Below are 14,832 nucleotides of genomic sequence, written 5' to 3'. Positions count from 1 at the left end.
GGTCACACCTGGGCCGGACTCCGGTGCGTGAACAGTTCGTCGTGCAGGCTGACGGCCAACCGGTCCCGATCCGGGAACAGCAGGTCGATCTCGGCCGGCCGCAGCTCGAGGACCGGCCACGCCGGTTCCGCCACCGGGGGCGCGGGTTCGTCCTCGTCCGGACGGGCGTGCCGGCCGTGCGCGACCGGATGGGCCGGCACCGCCGGGCGGGTCACCCGGCGGCCGTCCCGGACCACCACGACGACCGCGACCAGGGCCAGCAGCCCGGCCAGCACGATGGCCAGCGGCATCAGCCGGCGGCCGGTGCCGGCGTCCGGGTCGGTGGCGGCGACGACGAGCCGGCTGGGGTCGGCGGCGGAGTAGGCGACCGCGATCACCTCGCCGGGCTGATGACCGCAGGAATCCAGAATGGCCCGCCGGGTGGTGCCGGCGGGTTGACCGACCGGGTCGCGCAGGTCGACCACCGTGCCCTCGTCCCCGTTGCGACAGGCCAACGACGAGACGACCACGGCCGACCCGGTGACGCTCGATTCGGACGGTGGTGACGATGCCGCCGCCCACCACAACCCCGCCGCGACGACGAGCGCCGCCGCCACCCCGATACCCGCAGTCTTGGTCACCCGCGACCGCATATTCCCCCTGGCATGCCTGCCCATACCCGGGATGATGACACATTCGTTGCGCCCCGGCCCGGCATTTAGCCCGCGCCGGCCCGGGTGTCGCCGATCAGCCGTCGAAACCGAGTTTGCGCAGTTGCTTGGGATCGCGCTGCCAGTCCTTGGCCACGGCCACGTGCAGATCCAGATACACCCGGGTACCGAGCAGTTCCTCGATCTGCAGGCGGGCCCGCCGACCCACCGCGCCGAGCCGAGAACCCTTGGGACCCAGCACGATCGGCTTTTGCGACGACCGCTCGACGAAGAGCGTCACGTACACCTTGGTGACCTGCTTGGCCGCGTCCGGATCGGGCGGCAGCATTTCGGTGACCATCGCCGCGAGCGAATGCGGTAATTCGTCACGGACCCCGTCCAGCGCGGCTTCCCGCACCAGTTCGGCAATTCGGGTCTCGATCGGTTCATCGGTGGATTCGGCGTCCGGATAGAGCATCGGACCCTCCGGCAGCCGCGCCACCAGCAGATCGGTCAGGGTGTCGGTGCCCTCGCCGGAGACCGCGCTGACCGGCACGATGTCGGCGAACCCGGCCAGCTCGGAGGCGCCCAACAGCTGCTCGGCCAGCCGTTCCCGGGACACTTTGTCGATCTTGGTGACGATGCCGATCACCGGGGTCGAGCCGGCCCGTTCGGCCAGCTCGGCGGCGATCCGCCGGTCGCCGGGACCGACCCGCTCGTCGGCCGGGATGCAGAACCCGACGACGTCGACGTCGGACCAGACGCTGCGCACCAGGTCGTCCAGCCGCTCCCCGAGCAGGGTCCGTGGCCGGTGCATGCCGGGAGTGTCGACGATGACCAGCTGCGCGTCCGGCCGGGTCAGGATGCCGCGGACGGCCCGCCGGGTGGTCTGCGGCTTGTCCGAGGTGATCGCCACCTTCTCCCCGACCAGCGCGTTGAGCAGGGTCGACTTGCCGGCGTTGGGACGGCCGACGAAGCAGGCGAAACCGGACCGGTACCCGTCCGGGGTGGCGGTACTCAGCGGGGGCTCCGGTCGCGCACGGCGCCGTCCGGGCCGGCCAGGATGAGCACCGCGGCGCCCAGGTCGGCGGCGGCGGCGCGGGACGCCGGGTCCAGCGTGTCCAGGGTGTCGGCCGGGCCGACGACGACCGCGGCCTCCAACTCCTGGGCGCCGGAGGAGACGGCGGCGGCGACCGCGGCCTGCAGCGCGGTCAGTCGCAGTGAGGGCAGCGCGACGGTGGCCGCCGCGTAGGTGCGGCCGTCCTCGTCCCGGACGGCCGCCCCCTCGGCGGCGCCGGCCCGCGCCCGGGAGCCCCGGGCCAGCGTCACCAACTTCGCGTCCTCGGGGTCCAGCGGTGGGATCGGGGTCATCCGGCTCGGTTCCGTTCCGTCGAATCGTGCACTGGCTGGTTCCTGGTCTCGATCAGCGGTCCGAGCAGCGGCGGGTCCGCCGGCGTCGAGCGGCCCGGCGGGGCGCCGGCCGGCGAGTCCGGCGGGGAGTCACCCGGGGAATCCGTCGCCCCGGGCTCGGCGGACTCGTCGGCGGCCGGCGGTTTGGCCTTCTTCTTTTTCTTGCGCGGTTTGGCCCGCTTGGCCTCGGCCGGTTCGGCGTCGGACTCCTCGACCGCGGGCCGTTCCGGTTCCTGCTCCTGCGCCCGCCGCTGGTCCTCCCGCTCCCGCACCTCGCGGTCGCGTTCGGCCTGCTCCTGGGCCAGCTCGGCCGCGGTCAGCCGGCGCACCAGCACGGTCTGCACCCGCGGCCGGCCCCGGCGGTCCACCCCGGGTTCCCCGTGCAGGAACAGCCCGGCGACGCCGACCTCCGAGCCGGGCAGCGGGACCCGGCCGAGCTGCTGGGCCAGCAGCCCACCGACGGTGTCCACCTCGTCGTCGTCGAGCTCGACGTCGAACAGCTCTCCCAGGTCCTCGACCGGCAACCGGGCCGAGACCCGGAACGAGCCGTCGGGCAGCGGCACCACCGGGGCCGGGGTGTCCGCGTCGTACTCGTCGGTGATCTCGCCGACGATCTCCTCCAGGATGTCCTCGATGGTGACGATGCCGGCGGTGCCGCCGTACTCGTCCACCACGACGGCGAAGTGGGTCCGATCGCGCTGCATCTCGCGCAGCAGGTCGTCGACGTTCTTGGACTCGGGCACGAACACCGGCTCCCGCATGATCTGGGTCAGCACGGGACCCTGGTCGTCCGGGGCCAGGTTCATCGCCGGCGCGATCAGGTCCTTGAGGTAGGCGACGCCGACGATGTCGTCCAGGTCCTCGCCGACCACGGGGATCCGGGACATGCCCGAGCGGCTGGCCAGGGCCAGCGCCTGGCGCAGCGTCTTGTCCCGTTCGATCCACACCGTCTCGGTGCGCGGCACCATCACCTCGCGCACGATGGTGTCGCCCAGATCGAAGACACTCTGCAGCATCTCCCGCTCGGTCTCCTCGACCACGCCGCGGCTGCCGGCGATGTCGACCAGCTCCCGCAGCTCGATGTCGGAGGAGAACGGGCCCTCCCGGAAGCCGCGGCCGGGGGTGATCGCATTGCCGATCAGGATCAGCAGCGAGGCGACCGGCGCGAGCAGCCGGGCCAGCGCCCGGGTCGGGCCGGCCAGGGCCAGACCCACCGGGTAGGGGTGCTGGCGGCCGATGGTGCGCGGCAGCACGCCGATCCCCACGTAGGTGACCACGACCATCACCGCCACCAGCAGCAGGCCGACCCAGAACTGGAAGCCCAGGGTGGTCAACGCGACCTTGGCCACCATCACGGTCGCGGTGATCTCGGCGGTGATCCTCAGCAGCAACAGCAGGTTGGTGTACCGGGGCCGGTCCTCGGTGATGGTCAGCAGCGACGACGCGCCGCGCCGGTCCTCGCGGGCCAGCTCCTCCAACCGGGCCGGCGAGACCATGGTGATCGCGGCGTCGGCCGCGGCCAGCAGGCCGGCGATCGGCACCAGAGCAGCCGCGATCACCAGCAACAACACGTCCAAGCTGTCCACGACAGCGATCAGCCCCGCCCGCTCGTTTCCGGGTCGGTGGGACCGGCGAGCCCGACGACGTCGAGCACCGCGGCGTCCGCGGCGGCCAGGCGGGCCTTGCGGGCCGCGGCGGCCTGCTGCTCGCGCCAGGTGTCCAGCAGTTCGTTCTGCAGCCGGAACATCTCCCGCTCCTGCGCGGGCTCGGCGTGGTCGTAGCCGAGCAGGTGCAGCACGCCGTGCACGGTCAGCAGGTGCAGCTCGTCCTGCACCGAGTGACCGGCCGCGGTGGCCTGCTCGGCGGCGACCGCCGGGCACAGCACCACATCACCCAGCAGCGCCGGGCCGGGACCGGACTCGTCGGGCCGGCGGGCGGTGTCCAGCTCGTCCATCGGGAAGCTCATGACGTCCGTCGGGCCGGGCTCGTCCATCCACTTGACGTGCAGCTCGGTCATCGCCTCGACGTCGACCAGCAGGATGGACAGCTCGGCCAGCGGGTTGATCCGCATCCGGTCCAGCACGTACCGGGCCACCGACACCAGGACGATCTCGTCGACCGGGACCCCGGACTCGTTGGCCACCTCGATGGTCATCGGGTCGGCTCCTGGGGGCCGCGGGCCGGGGTGCGGTGGGCGGCCGAGGCGTCCGAGCGGCGGGTGGGCCGGCCCAGGCGGCGGGGCTGCTCGTCGGGGGCCGCCGGGTTGTTCTGCTTGTCCCACCGCTCGTAGGCGTCGACGATGTGCCCGACCAGCCGGTGCCGGACCACGTCGCCGGAGGTGAGCACGGAGAAGGCGACGTCGTCCAGGTCGGCCAGGATCTCCCGGACCACCTGCAGGCCGGAGCGCTGCCCGCCGGGCAGGTCGACCTGGGTGACGTCACCGGTGACCACGATCTTGGACCCGAAGCCGAGCCGGGTCAGGAACATCTTCATCTGCTCGGGCGTGGTGTTCTGCGCCTCGTCCAGGATGATGAACGCGTCGTTCAGGCTGCGCCCGCGCATGTAGGCCAGCGGGGCCACCTCGATGGTGCCGGCGGCCATCAGCCGCGGGATCGACTCCGGGTCGAGCATGTCGTGCAGCGCGTCGTACAGCGGCCGCAGGTACGGGTCGATCTTGTCCGACAGGGTGCCGGGCAGGAAGCCCAGCCGCTCCCCCGCCTCCACCGCCGGCCGGGTCAGGATGATCCGGGTGACCTGCTTGGCCTGCAGCGCCTGGACCGCCTTGGCCATGGCCAGGTAGGTCTTGCCGGTGCCGGCCGGCCCGATGCCGAAGACGATGGTGTGCGCGTCTATCGCGTCGACGTACCGCTTCTGGTTGACCGTCTTGGGCCGGATGGTGCGGCCGCGGCGGCTCAGGATGTTCAGCCCCAGCACGGCCGAGGGTGATTCGGCCGCCGGGTCGGCGCCCGCGCCGGCGGGCGCGGCCAGCATGCCGATGGTGCGACGGACCGTGTCCGGGGTGATCACCGAGCCCGATTCCTGCAGCGCGAGCAGCTCGCTGATGGTCCGTTCGGCCAGCGCGACGTCGGCCGCGGCGCCCTTGAGGGTGACCCGGTTGCCGCGGACGTGGATGTCGGCGGCCAGGCCGTCCTCGAGCAGGCGCAGCAGCGAGTCCCGAGAACCGAGCAGTCCCATCATCTGCCGCTCGTCGGCCACCACCAGGGTCGATTCGCTCGGCGACGATGAACTCGATAGCGATGTACTCGATATCGATGTACTCGATGGGGCGGAACGTCCCGCGTCATCGCCCTGAGCGCCGGACGGTTCGCCGGAAAGGCCGCGGGGGAGGTCGGACCGCGCTGCGGCCGACGGAGAATCCGGCACCTGGTGACTGCCCACTTTCCCTAATTCGAGGTTCACGCACGCGGGTGGCCCGCTGGTGGGCATCCCCGATGGTCGCTGGTGATGATCACCGTCGGACCACCGCTCGATTCTACCGAGACCCGCGCCGGGCCGGGACCGACCGGCCGATCAGCCGGGCGGCCAGGCCATCCGCCGCCCACCGAGCAGATGCAGGTGGGTGTGGAACACGCTCTGCCCGGCGTCGGCGCCGGTGTTGGTGACGATCCGGTACCCGGACCGGTCGATCCCCTCGGCCTGGGCCAGCACCCGGGCCGTGACCACCAGGGCGGCCAGGCCGCTGGGGTCGTCGCCGGCGACCTCGGCGGCGTTCTCGTAATGGGTGGTCGGGATGATCAGGATGTGCGTGGGCGCCTGCGGGTTGATGTCCCGGAAGGCGACCACGTGGTCGTCCCGGTGCACCACGTCGGCCGGGATGGTGCCGGCGACGATCTTGCAGAACAGGCAGTCGTCACTGGTGTAGGGCATGCGACCAACCTAAGGGACGGCTCCCCCGCTCAGACCATGCGCAGTACCTGGCTGCGGCACACGTCCCAGGCCGGGTGCCGGACGTCGATCAGCTCGAAATGACCGGTCCGGGGCAGCACGATCAGCGAGGCCGGGTCGCCGGCCCGGACCGCGGCCTCGACGTAACGCTCGGACTGGGACAGCGGGACGGTGTCGTCGGCGTCCCCGTGCACGCAGACCACCCGGGCGCCGTCGCCGACGTGCGCGATCGGTGAGGCGTGGTGGTAGCGCTGCGGCATGGACCGGGCCTCGCCCTCCATCAGCGCGGTGACCGCGCCGTTGCCCAGCCGTTCCACCGAGGCGCCGACCAGGTCCAGCAACCCGGCCTGGGCGACCGCACCGACGATCGGCACGTGCGTCTCCCCCGGTGCGACCGACCCGGCCGTCCCCGAGCGCAGCGACCCGCGGTGGGCCAGCCAGGCGGCCAGGTGCCCGCCCGCGGAGTGCCCGACGGCGGCGACCCGATCGAGGGACAGCCGCCCCTCGGCCGCCTGCTGGCCGGGGCCGGCCAGGGAGTCCACGGCCCGGGACACGTCGGCCAGGGTGGTCGGCCAGCCACCGCCCTCACCCACCCGGCGGTACTCGATGACCGCGGCGGCGACGCCGTACCGGGTCAGGTCGTACCCGAGGGGTTCGGCCAGTTCCATGCCGTAGATGGAGCGCCAGTACCCGCCGTGGATGACCACCACGACGGTCAGGTAACGCCCGGAGGGCAGGAACAGCCGGATCCGCTGGCTGGGGTGCGGTCCGTAGTCGTAGTCGCGGATGTCGACCTTCATGTCCACCGACCGGTGAGCACGCCGAGGGCGCCGAGGGCGACCGCACCGGCGGTCGAGGTCCGCAACACCTGGGGACCGAGTCGCACCACCGTGGCGCCTGCCGAGCCGAACACGGTGAGTTCCTCCTCGGTCAGTCCCCCTTCCGGACCGACAATCAGTACCACGTCGCCGGCCGGGGGCAGGCCGGCGGCCGCCAGCGGTGTGACCGAGGACTCGTGCAGCACCAGCGCGGTGGCCCCGGTCAGCCGGGCGCCGACCTCGGCGGTGGTGGCCGGCTCGTGCACCGGCGGGACGAACGCCCGGCGGGCCTGCTTGGCCGACTCCCGGGCGGTGGCCCGCCAGCGCCGGACCCCCTTGTCGACCTGGTCGGGGGTGCGCCAGCGGGCCATGCAGCGCTGGGCCGTCCAGGGCACGATCGCGTCCACCCCGGCCTCGGTGGCCAGCTCGACGGCCAGCTCGCCGCGCTCGCCCTTGGGCAGCGCCTGCACCAGCGTCACCCGCACGTCGGGCGGCGGCTGCCGGTGCGCCGGCTGCACGTCCAGGGTGAGCTCGGCGCGGCCGGCGGCGGTGACCACCGCGGCGGCCAGCCGCCCGGCCCCGTCGGTGAGCACCAGGGCCTCGCCGACCCGCAGCCGGCGCACGGCGGCCGCGTGCCGGCCCTCCGGCCCGTCGAGCACGAACGGCCCCGCTGCGGGCAGCTCGTGGACCAGGAAGAACGGTTCGCCGGAGCGGCCGGGGAACGATCCCGGCCGCTCAGCGCCCGACGAAGGAATCACGGATCCGCGAGAAGAAGCCGCCGTTGTGGCCGCGGGCGGCCAGCTCCGGCTGTTCCTCGCCGCGCAGGGTGGCCAGCTCGCGCAGCAGCTCGGCCTGCCGGGCGTCGACCCGGGTCGGGGTGACCACCTCGATGTGCACGTGCAGGTTGCCCACTCCGGTGCCGCGCAGCCGGGGCATGCCCTGGCCGCGCAGGGTGATGACGGTGGCCGACTGGGTGCCCGGCTGGATGTCCAGGTCCTCCACGCCGTGCAGGGTCTGCAGGCCCATCGACGTGCCCAGGGCGGCCGCCGTCATCGGCACGTGCACGGTGCAGTGCAGGTCGATGCCGTCGCGCTGGAACCGGTCGTGCGGCAGTTCCTGGACCTCGACGTACAGGTCACCGGGGGCGCCGCCGCCGGGTCCGACCTCGCCCTGGCCGGCCAGCCGGACCCGGATGCCGTCGCCGACCCCGGCCGGGATGTTGGCGCGGACGGTCCGCCGGGTGCGCACCCGGCCCTCGCCGTTGCACTGCAGGCAGGGCTCGGGAATGACCTCGCCGAAACCGCGGCAGACCGGGCAGGGCCGGGAGGTGACGACCTGGCCGAGCAGCGAGCGCTGGATCTGCTGCACCTCGCCGGAACCCTTGCACATGTCGCAGGTGGCCGGGCGGGTGCCGCTGGCGCAGCCCGAGCCGTGGCAGGAGGTGCACAGGGTGGCGGTGTCCACGGCCAGGTCCTTGGCCACGCCGTTGGCACACTCCTCCAGAGTGAGCTCGACCGGGATGAGCGCGTCCTCGCCCTGCCGGACCCGGGACCGGGGGCCGCGGGACCGGGCCCCGGCGCCGCCGCCGAAGAAGGCGTCCATGATGTCGCCCAGGCCCATGCCGCCGAACGGGTCGCCCATGCCGCCGGCGCCACCGCCCGGGCTGCCGCCGCCGAGCGGATCCCCGCCGAGGTCGACGACCTGGCGCTTGGCCGGGTCCGAGAGCACCTCGTAGGCCGCGGTGACGTCCTTGAACTTCTGCTGGGCCGCCGGATCGGGGTTGACGTCGGGGTGCAGCTCCCGGGCCAGCTTCCGGTAGGCACGCTTGATCTCATCCTGCGACGCGCCCTTGGCCACGCCCAGCAGGCCGTAATAGTCCCGAGCCACCCTCTGCACCAGTTGCCTTCCCGCGAGCCGGGGCTCGCACCACACCCGAGCGGGTGGTGGCGATAGTCCACACCCGATGTCGCACCGATTGTCTGCCCGCCGGCCACTACCGGCCGGCGACGATCTCCCCGACGTACCGGGCGACCGCCCGAACCGCCGCCATCGTCCCCGGATAGTCCATCCGAGTCGGTCCGACGACGGCCAAACCGCCCATCAGCGTCTGCCCGCTGCCGTACCCGGCGGACACCAGTGCCGTCGTGGACAGGTTCGCGTCGTCGTTCTCGCTGCCGATGGAGACGACCACCGCATCGGGAGTCTCCAGCGCGGCCAGCAGCTTGAGCAAGGTGACCTGCTCGTCCAACGCTTCCAGGACGCCCCGCAGGGCCCCCGGTTGATCGGCCCAGGCGCCGGTCGCGTGCGAGGTGCCCGAGAGCACCAGCCGCTCCTCGGGGTGCTCGACCAGCGAGTCCAGCAGCACGGCCACCGAGGGCACCACCAGCGGTCGGACGTCCGGATCGACGGTGGCGGCGGCGTCGGTCAGGGCCGAGGCCGCGTCGCCCAGCCGGCGGCCGACAGCCGCGGTCGCGAACAGCGTGCGCAGGGCCAGCAGTCCCTCGTCGGTGACGTCGGTGTCCAGCTCGACCAGGCGCTGCTCGACCCGGCCGGTGTCGGTGATGACCACCAGCAGCAGCCGGCGCCGGTCCAGCGTGACGACCTCGACGTGCCGGACCGAGGACCGGGACAGCGTCGGGTACTGCACGAACGCGACCTGCCGGGTCAGCTGGGCCAGCAACCGCACCGAGCGGCGCAGCACGTCCTCCAGGTCGACGGCCTCGGACAGGAACGCCTGGATCGCCCGGCGCTCCCCGGCCGAGAGCGGCTTGACCTGGGACAGCCGGTCGACGAACAGCCGGTAGCCCTTGTCGGTGGGGATGCGGCCGGCCGACGTGTGCGGCTGGGCGATGTAGCCCTCGTCCTCCAGGGCGGCCATGTCGTTGCGGATGGTGGCCGGGGAGACGCCGAGTTGGTGCCGTTCGACCAGCGACTTGGACCCGACCGGCTCATGCGTGGCGACGTAGTCGGCGACGATCGCGCGCAGGACCTGGAACCGCCTGTCGTCGGCCGACATGATCACCTCCTGCACTCCGGGTGAGCCGGGTTGGCACTCGCCCGCTCCGGCTGCCAAGTGTAGTCGTCCGTTCGGGGGTCCAACGGCGCCGCGTGGTATCCCGCGCGGGGGCCGGAGCGGCGCGAGCGGGCGGATCCGGCGCCGACCGTTACCCTGGCGGGTGAGCGCGCGCCGGGCAGTTCCGGGCATGGAGGCCCCAACGGATGATCTTCAAGGATGTTCGCGAGGGACGGCCCTACCCCGAGCACGGCATGTCCACCCGCGACTGGGCCCGGATCCCGCCGCGCAAGGTGCGGCTCGACGAGCTGATCACCACCAAGCGGGAACTGCGGCTGGACGCCCTGCTCGACGAGGCGTCGACCTTCTACGGTGACCTGTTCCCGCACGCCGTGCAGTGGCAGGGACAGCTCTACCTGGAGGACGGCCTGCACCGCGCCCTGCGCTCGGCCCTGCAGCAGCGGACGGTGATCCACGTCCGGGTGCTCGACCTGGATGCCCGTTCGTCGATCGACACCCTGCCGGCGACCTCGTCCGGCTCCCCGGTGGCCCGGTTCACTCAGCCAGGCTGAGCGCGATCCCGTCGGCCAGCAGCCGCCCGCGCAGGGTCAGCACGGCCCGACCCCGGTCCAGCGCGGCGCCGTCCAGCGACCCGTCGGCCGCCGCGATCCGCGCGTGCCGGCGGCCCTGCTCGGACAGCCCGGACAGGGCCAGCCCGTCCCGCAGCCGCAGCCGCAGCAGCACGTCCTCCAGCCGCCGGTCGTCCGGCCCCAGCACCTCCCGGGCCTGCCCGGGGCTGCGGCCCTCGGCCAGCCGCTGCGCGTAGGCGGCCGGGTGCTTGACGTTCCACCAGCGCACCCCGCCGACGTGCGAGTGCGCGCCCGGGCCGATCCCCCACCAGTCCTGCCCGGTCCAGTAGGCCAGGTTGTGCCGGCACCCGCCGGCCGGCGTCCGGGCCCAGTTGGACACCTCGTACCAGTGCAGGCCGGCGCCGGTGAGCAGCTCGTCGGCCAGCAGGTACCGGTCGGCCAGCACGTCCTCGTCGGGCATCGGCAGCACCCCGCGGTCGAACTGCCGGGCCAGCCGGGTGCCCGGTTCGACGATCAGCGAGTAGGCCGAGACATGATCGACCCCGCTGGCGATCACGGCGGCCAACGAGTCGGTGAACTCCGCGTCGGTCTCACCGGGCGTGCCGTAGATCAGGTCGAGGTTGACGTGCTCGAAGCCCTCCTGCCCGGCCCAGCGCACGACGTCCAGGGCCCGGCCGGGGGTGTGCGTGCGATCCAGGACGGTGAGCACCCGCCGGGAGGTGGACTGCAGGCCCAGGCTCAGCCGGGTGAAGCCGGCCGCGCGCAGGGCGCCGAGCAGGGCCGGGTCGGTGGACTCGGGGTTGGCCTCGGTGCTCACCTCGGCGTCGTCGGCCAGGCCGAACCGCTCGTCGATGGCGGTCAGGATCCGGGTCAGCGGCTCGGCGCCGACCAGCGACGGGGTGCCGCCGCCCACGAAGACGGTCGAGACGGTGCGACCCCGGCCCAGCACCCGAGCGGCCAGCTCGACCTCGGCCAGCGCCGCGTCCAGCCACGACTGCGGGGACGCCGCGCTGCCCAGCTCGCCGGCCGTGTAGGTGTTGAAGTCGCAGTAGCCGCAGCGGGTCGCACAGAACGGCACGTGCACGTAGAAGGACAGGGTGCGGTCGGCTGCGCCCTGGCGGGCCTGATCGGGCAGCGACCCGTCCGGCGGCACCGGGTCGCCGTCGGGCAGCGTGGAGGGCACCCGACCAGTGTTCACCACCGGCGTTCACCGTCCCGACCACCGCCAGCCCTGTACGTGCACTGTGTGTTCGCCTAGCGTCACTGTTCGTGACCCGATCGGTGCGGCGGTTCCTGTCCCTGTCCCTGGCGCTGGCCGTGCTGGCCTCGGCGGTGCTGCCGGGCACGGCCGGCGCGGCCGCGGCCGACCCGCCTGCGGTGTGGGTGAACGAGATCCACTACGACAACGCCGGGACCGACGTCGACGAGGCGATCGAGGTGGCCGGGCCGGCCGGCACCGACCTGACCGGCTGGTCGCTGGTGCTCTACAACGGCGATACGGCGACCGCCGCGATCCGGTACCGGACGCTGGCCCTGTCCGGGTCGCTGCCCGACCAGTCCGGCGGGTACGGCACCGCCTTCGTCGCCGCCCCCGGCCTGCAGAACGGCGACCGGGACGGGTTCGCGCTGGTCGACGCGGCCGGCACGGTCGTGCAGCTGCTGTCCTACGAGGGCGTGTTCACCGCGGCCGACGGTCCGGCCGCCGGGCGGTCCAGCACCGACATCGGCATCGCCCAGAGCGGCGCGCCGGTCGGCAGCTCGCTGCAGCTGACCGGCACCGGCCGGGGCCCGGCCGACTTCACCTGGGCCAGCGGGACGGCCGGCTTCGGGCAGGTCAACGCCGGCCAGCAGTTCGCCGACCCGAACCCGCCGGCCGACGAATGCGGGGCCCCGGCCACCCCGATCGGCACCGTGCAGGGCTCGAGTGCGACCACCGCGCTGGCCGGCCAACGGGTCTCGGTGCAGGCCGTGGTGACCGCGGTCGAACCCGGCCTGGGCGGCTTCTACCTGCAGGACCCGGCCGGCGACGGGGACCCGGCCACCGCCGACGGGCTGTTCGTCTACGGTGGCTCGCCCACCCCGGCGGTCGGCGACGCCGTGCGCGTCACCGGCACCGCCGGCGAGTACGTGACCAGCTCCGGGGCCAGCTCGCAGACCCAGCTGTCCGGCTCCCCCACCGTTGGGGTCTGCCAGTCCGGCCAGGCGCTGCCCGAGCCGGTCGCCGTGCAGTTCCCGCTGCCCGCCGCCGACGCACTGGAGCCGCTGGAGGGCATGCGGGTGTCCCTGCCGCAGACGCTGGTGATCAGCGAGTACTTCAACTACGACCGGTTCGGCGAGGTCGTGCTCGGCCTGCCGCTGGCCGGGCAGTCGCGGCCGTTCACGCCCACCGCGGTGGTCGACCCGGGGCCGCCGGCCGTCGAGCTGGCCGCCCGCAATGCGCTGAGCCGGATCACCCTGGACGACGGGTCCACCACCCAGAACCCGGCCGTGCTGCGGCATCCGGGCAACGGGCAGCCGTTCGGCTCGACCAACTCCTTCCGCGGCGGTGACACCGTCACCGGGGTGACCGGGGTGCTCGACCAGACGTTCGGGGCATACCGGGTGCAGCCGACCGGGCCGGCCGACTACGCCGCGGTCAACCCGCGACCGGACAGCCCGCCGGCGGTCGGCGGCAGCACCCGGGTGGCCAGCCAGAACGTGCTGAACTACTTCCTCACCGTGGACGACGGCACCACCGCCGGGCGCATCTGCGGCCCGGCCCGCAACCAGGAATGCCGGGGCGCCGACAACGCCGACGAGCTGGCCCGGCAGCGGACCAAGATCCTGGCCGCCCTGGGCGGGCTGGACGCCGATGTGGTCGGCCTGCTGGAACTGGAGAACACCCCCGGCGTCGACCCGGCCGCCGACCTGGTCGCCGGCCTCAACGCCCGGCCCGGCGCCCAGCCGTACGCGAGCGTCGACACCGGGGTGATCGGCGGCGACGCGATCCGGGTGGGGCTGCTCTACCGGCCGTCCGCGGTGCAGCCGGTCGGCGGGTTCCAGATCCTGGACTCGACCAAGGACCAGGCATTCATCGACACCGCCAACCGGCCGGTGCTGGTCCAGACGTTCCAGACCGCGGCCGGCGGCCGGTTCACCGTCGCGGTGGCCCACCTGAAGTCCAAGGGCTCGGCCTGCGCCGGTGATCCGGACGCCGGTGACGGGCAGGGCAACTGCAACCAGACCCGGACCGCCGCGGCGGCCGCCCTGGCCCGCTACCTGGACACCGACCCGACCGGCAGCGGCGACCCGGACCGGTTGATCGTCGGCGACCTGAACTCCTACGACCACGAGGACCCGATCCGCACGCTGCGCGAGGCCGGGTACACCGACCAGATCGCCGCCACCGGCGGGGAGTTCGCCTACGGCTACGTCTTCGACGGGCAGGCCGGCTACCTGGACCACGCGCTGGCCTCGGCCTCGTTGACCGGCCAGGTCACCGCGGCCGGCGAGTGGCACATCAACGCCGACGAGCCGGACGTGCTCGACTACGACACCACCTTCAAATCGCCCGAGCAGGACGCGCTGTTCGAGGCCAACCAGTTCCGCGCCTCCGACCACGACCCGGTGCTGGTCGGAATCGACGCGACCCGGGCCACCGCCGCGGCCTGCTACGGCGCCGCCCAACAGGTCTCGGCCTACCAGCCCGGGACTGCGGGCACCGGGCGGCCGGTGGACCGGCGGGACCCGGCCGTGGCGCTGGGCCCGGCCGGGTCCGACTCGGGCGGCCGGGACGCGGTGTCCCTGGGCCGGGGCGGGCAGCTCACCCTGGCCTTCACCCGGCCGTTGCAGAACCTGCCCGGCCCCGACCTGACCGTGGTGCCCGGCTGGCCGCGGATCCTGACCGACCTGACCGACCGGGCCCGGGTGTCGGTGTCCGCGGACGGCGTGAGCTGGGTGGACCTGGGCACGGTCCGCGGCTACGCGGCCGGCACCTTCGACCTGGGCGGGGTGTCGACGGCGCGGTTCCTGCGGATCACCGACACCAGCGGCGCGCTGCCCTGGCCGCTGTCGCTGCTGCAGGACGGCTACGACCTGGACGGGGTGGACGTGCGGGCCGGCTGCGCCTGAACCCGGGCCGGCCCACGGGTTCACCACACGGGGTCAGCGCAGGATCGCGACCAGCACCGCGACCAGCACCAGGGCGACCAGGGCGGCGGTCATCCACCGGCGGGAGACCTCGGGCAGCGGGCGGCGGCTCATCGGGCGGCCCCGTCCCGGCGGGAGTGCCAGGCCAGCACCGAGTCGACGGCCCGGTCGATCAACCCGGCCAGCAGGTAGCACAGGGGCCCCAACACGGCCAGCAGCACGACCACCTGGATCCAGTACGACTGGCCGGCGAGCCACGACTCGACCGCGTCGACGACGTCGAGGACGGTCTGCCACATGCCCAGCAGCGTACGCATGGGCTGGTCCTACGCTGACGG

General features: G+C 73.4%; 14 protein-coding genes and 1 pseudogene. 2 read left to right on the top strand and 13 right to left on the bottom strand.

All coding sequences use genetic code 11. The features are described 5' to 3' along the window. Window positions 1-2: 2 nt before the first annotated feature. The 11 genes and pseudogenes from NAMU_RS07895 to hrcA form a co-directional block, all read right to left on the bottom strand. Window positions 3-620 (bottom strand): DUF3592 domain-containing protein, encoded by a 618-nt coding sequence (locus NAMU_RS07895; RefSeq protein ID WP_138180004.1) that lies wholly within the window; start codon window positions 618-620, stop codon window positions 3-5. Window positions 621-726: 106 nt separating this feature from the next. Then, on the bottom strand, window positions 727-1,650 hold the full coding sequence (gene era, locus NAMU_RS07890; protein WP_041368569.1) for a GTPase Era: 924 nt from the start codon (window positions 1,648-1,650) through the stop codon (window positions 727-729). Further along, a complete protein-coding gene (locus NAMU_RS07885) occupies window positions 1,647-2,000 on the bottom strand; it encodes a hypothetical protein (RefSeq protein WP_015746880.1) in 354 nt (117 codons plus the stop codon). The genes era and NAMU_RS07885 overlap by 4 nt, the downstream gene beginning before the upstream one ends. Before the next feature lie 266 nt (window positions 2,001-2,266). Further along, a pseudogene (locus tag NAMU_RS07880) lies at window positions 2,267-3,625 on the bottom strand (hemolysin family protein); the annotation flags it as partial. Between the two features lie 8 nt (window positions 3,626-3,633). After that, the gene (gene ybeY / locus NAMU_RS07875) at window positions 3,634-4,194 is read right to left on the bottom strand and encodes an rRNA maturation RNase YbeY (protein WP_015746878.1); all 561 of its coding nucleotides are present in this window, start codon (window positions 4,192-4,194) and stop codon (window positions 3,634-3,636) included. After that, on the bottom strand, window positions 4,191-5,237 hold the full coding sequence (locus NAMU_RS31380; RefSeq protein WP_052308156.1) for a PhoH family protein: 1,047 nt from the start codon (window positions 5,235-5,237) through the stop codon (window positions 4,191-4,193). Before NAMU_RS31380 ends, ybeY begins: the two co-directional genes overlap by 4 nt. 333 nt (window positions 5,238-5,570) lie before the next feature. Then, the gene (locus tag NAMU_RS07865; protein WP_015746876.1) at window positions 5,571-5,927 is read right to left on the bottom strand and encodes a histidine triad nucleotide-binding protein; all 357 of its coding nucleotides are present in this window, start codon (window positions 5,925-5,927) and stop codon (window positions 5,571-5,573) included. A gap of 29 nt (window positions 5,928-5,956) precedes the next feature. Continuing rightward, window positions 5,957-6,745, bottom strand: a complete 789-nt coding sequence (locus tag NAMU_RS07860; protein WP_015746875.1) for an alpha/beta hydrolase — start codon at window positions 6,743-6,745, stop codon at window positions 5,957-5,959. Continuing rightward, on the bottom strand, window positions 6,742-7,521 hold the full coding sequence (locus NAMU_RS07855) for a 16S rRNA (uracil(1498)-N(3))-methyltransferase (RefSeq protein ID WP_015746874.1): 780 nt from the start codon (window positions 7,519-7,521) through the stop codon (window positions 6,742-6,744). Before NAMU_RS07855 ends, NAMU_RS07860 begins: the two co-directional genes overlap by 4 nt. Further along, on the bottom strand, window positions 7,499-8,650 hold the full coding sequence (gene dnaJ / locus NAMU_RS07850; RefSeq protein ID WP_041368567.1) for a molecular chaperone DnaJ: 1,152 nt from the start codon (window positions 8,648-8,650) through the stop codon (window positions 7,499-7,501). Before dnaJ ends, NAMU_RS07855 begins: the two co-directional genes overlap by 23 nt. A 106-nt stretch (window positions 8,651-8,756) precedes the next feature. Continuing rightward, entirely contained in the window at window positions 8,757-9,779 is a 1,023-nt protein-coding gene (hrcA, locus tag NAMU_RS07845) for a heat-inducible transcriptional repressor HrcA (RefSeq protein WP_015746872.1), read from the bottom strand. Window positions 9,780-9,982: 203 nt separating this feature from the next. Here hrcA and NAMU_RS07840 point away from each other — a divergent pair, with 203 nt between their 5' ends. Then, window positions 9,983-10,348, top strand: coding sequence for a type II toxin-antitoxin system VapB family antitoxin (locus NAMU_RS07840; RefSeq protein WP_015746871.1), 366 nt, complete (start codon window positions 9,983-9,985; stop codon window positions 10,346-10,348). Here NAMU_RS07840 and hemW read toward each other — a convergent pair. Further along, window positions 10,332-11,549: a radical SAM family heme chaperone HemW gene (hemW, locus tag NAMU_RS07835; RefSeq protein ID WP_041368565.1), complete on the bottom strand. Its 1,218-nt coding sequence runs from the start codon at window positions 11,547-11,549 to the stop codon at window positions 10,332-10,334. The two genes, NAMU_RS07840 and hemW, sit on opposite strands and share 17 nt — an antisense overlap. 86 nt (window positions 11,550-11,635) lie before the next feature. On the opposite strand from hemW, the gene NAMU_RS07830 reads away from it, so the two are divergent. Further along, window positions 11,636-14,476: an ExeM/NucH family extracellular endonuclease gene (locus tag NAMU_RS07830; protein ID WP_052307858.1), complete on the top strand. Its 2,841-nt coding sequence runs from the start codon at window positions 11,636-11,638 to the stop codon at window positions 14,474-14,476. A gap of 128 nt (window positions 14,477-14,604) precedes the next feature. Here NAMU_RS07830 and NAMU_RS07825 read toward each other — a convergent pair whose 3' ends face one another. Next, window positions 14,605-14,811: a hypothetical protein gene (locus tag NAMU_RS07825; protein WP_015746867.1), complete on the bottom strand. Its 207-nt coding sequence runs from the start codon at window positions 14,809-14,811 to the stop codon at window positions 14,605-14,607. Between the last annotated feature and the right edge of the window lie 21 nt (window positions 14,812-14,832).

The organism is Nakamurella multipartita DSM 44233 (assembly GCF_000024365.1).
Classification (GTDB): domain Bacteria; phylum Actinomycetota; class Actinomycetes; order Mycobacteriales; family Nakamurellaceae; genus Nakamurella; species Nakamurella multipartita.
The sequence above is the reverse complement of the archived record's forward strand: the minus strand, read 5'-3'. Positions and strand labels throughout refer to the sequence as shown.